3 protein-coding genes and 1 pseudogene are annotated in these 1,902 nt (G+C 57.9%); all 4 read right to left on the bottom strand.

The genetic code is table 11. From position 1 onward, the window contains the following. The coding region (locus ACJHX3_RS24810) for an Rpn family recombination-promoting nuclease/putative transposase (protein WP_410236244.1) at positions 1-556 on the bottom strand (556 nt) is incomplete at its 3' end. A gap of 64 nt (positions 557-620) precedes the next feature. Further along, positions 621-887 (bottom strand): hypothetical protein, encoded by a 267-nt coding sequence (locus ACJHX3_RS24805; RefSeq protein WP_001247862.1) that lies wholly within the window; start codon positions 885-887, stop codon positions 621-623. A 91-nt stretch (positions 888-978) separates the two neighbouring features. Beyond that, a complete protein-coding gene (locus ACJHX3_RS24800) occupies positions 979-1,413 on the bottom strand; it encodes a hypothetical protein (protein WP_000218863.1) in 435 nt (144 codons plus the stop codon). A gap of 243 nt (positions 1,414-1,656) precedes the next feature. Continuing rightward, positions 1,657-1,902, bottom strand: a pseudogene (locus tag ACJHX3_RS24795) (hypothetical protein); the annotation flags it as partial.

Genomic DNA, 1,902 nt, shown 5'->3' with positions numbered 1-1,902 from the left:
TATGCTTCATCAGCAGCGTCAGTGCGGCCATCCGGCGATGGTTCATGATTTCATTGTCATCAACGACAGTGATATCAACCAGCGGAAACGGCTTTGTGTATATTTTAGCCGTAAGCGCCGGATTCTCAAAACAGTCCAGCCAGTTCATGCTGTACGGGTACGGGCTGCGCTCACCGTGATAGAACAGCACCGGAATGACCAGTGGCAACGTTTTGTGCTGCTCCAGATGTCTCTGCATAGCTGCCACACTGTAGCGTAACATGCGAAAAGGCATGTACAGATTTTCGGTGCTCTGGTGCTCGATGAGCGTATAAACATAACCATCTTCACCCCCGGTGGTTTTCACGCTCCAGAGGATATCGCTGGCGTACTGATGCAGGTCCGGCTCAACAAAGGTGGCGGGTTCCAGCTTAAGGGTGGACAGGTCGCACAACTGCCGGTACTCCGCAGGAAGATGCAGTTCCAGAAAATCCCTGGCGACGTCAGGGTTCGCCAGGAACGACCGGAACGCGGCATCATGCGGCGTGGGCGTCGTGGTGTTTTTCTTCTTACTCACGGTTCCTCCTGGTGAGATGTCTGAACGTATCCTGCCGCCTGCACAGGCAGACGGCAAGGGTTAATCAGTGACAGACCCGTTCAATTTCAAGCGCGCGGAGCAGGTGGCCCCATTCGCTGACTTTCATGGCGGGGATACGCACCCGCTTCTGCTCACTGCAGCGTCTGGCGATATGACCGCTCATCGCCAGGACGTCCGGGTTAATCTCATCCTGTGCCAGCTCCTGACGTCTGAAGCGGGTATGGCGGTGCAGGGGTTTATTCTCCCGCAGGCACTCTTCACGCAGACGCTTTACATACTCGGCGGTTGCGAAGATAATTGATGGTCTCACAAATATTTCTCCTTATGTTGTTGATGACTGCCGCTCTTCCTGGCGGGGAAGTAACGGCGGAGAGAGGCAGGGTTTATCGCCCTGCCTTTTTTCATTTCGGACAGCGACGCAGTGCCAGCGCGAGCGCTTTCATCTTCCAGCCTTCCGGCGTGCGGTACATCACCTTCCAGTAGCCGTCGATGAACACATAATGGAAGCGCACCTCTTCAGTGCTTTCAGTGGCAATAGCCTCCCTGAAAGAACGGTACTCACGCGCCTCACTGTCCATCCGGAAACCACTGTCACGTCCGTAATAAGCCGTCACACCGTCCACCGGGTTCTGAAGCGTATGCCCGGCGGGTTTGTCACAACGGGGACCGAGGCAACGGATATCACCGTGTTCAACCAGGGCTTCGGCCTGCTGACCGGTGGCATAGTGGGTATGCAGGATGCGACCGTTCCAGGTCGGCTCACCGTGCAGGTGGCAGTAAACGGTACGGAACACCCCGTCGCGGCAAAAAACGGAAATCGTGCTGCTGACTGTCATGAAAACGTCTCCTTCTGCTGAATCAGGTCGCCGGGCCGACCGGTTGCTCCCCGGAGGGGCGAAAGCCCCTTCTGCCGTCCACTTCTTCGGGGTTTCTCCCCGCAGTGGACCTTTCCGATGGGGCGTCCGTCACCACGTCACGGGGCAGCTGTCCGGGGGCGGACGCAAAATTTTTTGCCGGGTTTATGGCTAAAAATTTTGTGGACGGTATATCTTCCCCTGGACTGCTGAAACGGGATGTGGTTACTCCAGCCCCCGGAAAGTCCACAGCGGGAAACAGGCCGCAGGGGTGGCGGCGGAAGGGTTGACTGCGCCATCAGGCGCAGTTGCCTTACACACCGTCAGGTGTGCAGGGAGCGCCGTTTCCGGCGCGACAGGGGCGGCGCGACCGGAACGGTCGCTGCAAGCCTGGTTTTTCAGACATCGGACCGTAGCGGCAGCCCGAAACCGCGCCAGCGGGTTCGGCGGAGACTGGCGGGTGCGCCAGCA

The sequence above is a fragment of the Escherichia sp. WS1265 genome, assembly GCF_046487585.1.
Classification (GTDB): Bacteria; Pseudomonadota; Gammaproteobacteria; order Enterobacterales; family Enterobacteriaceae; genus Escherichia; species Escherichia coli.
The sequence above is the reverse complement of the archived record's forward strand: the minus strand, read 5'-3'. Positions and strand labels throughout refer to the sequence as shown.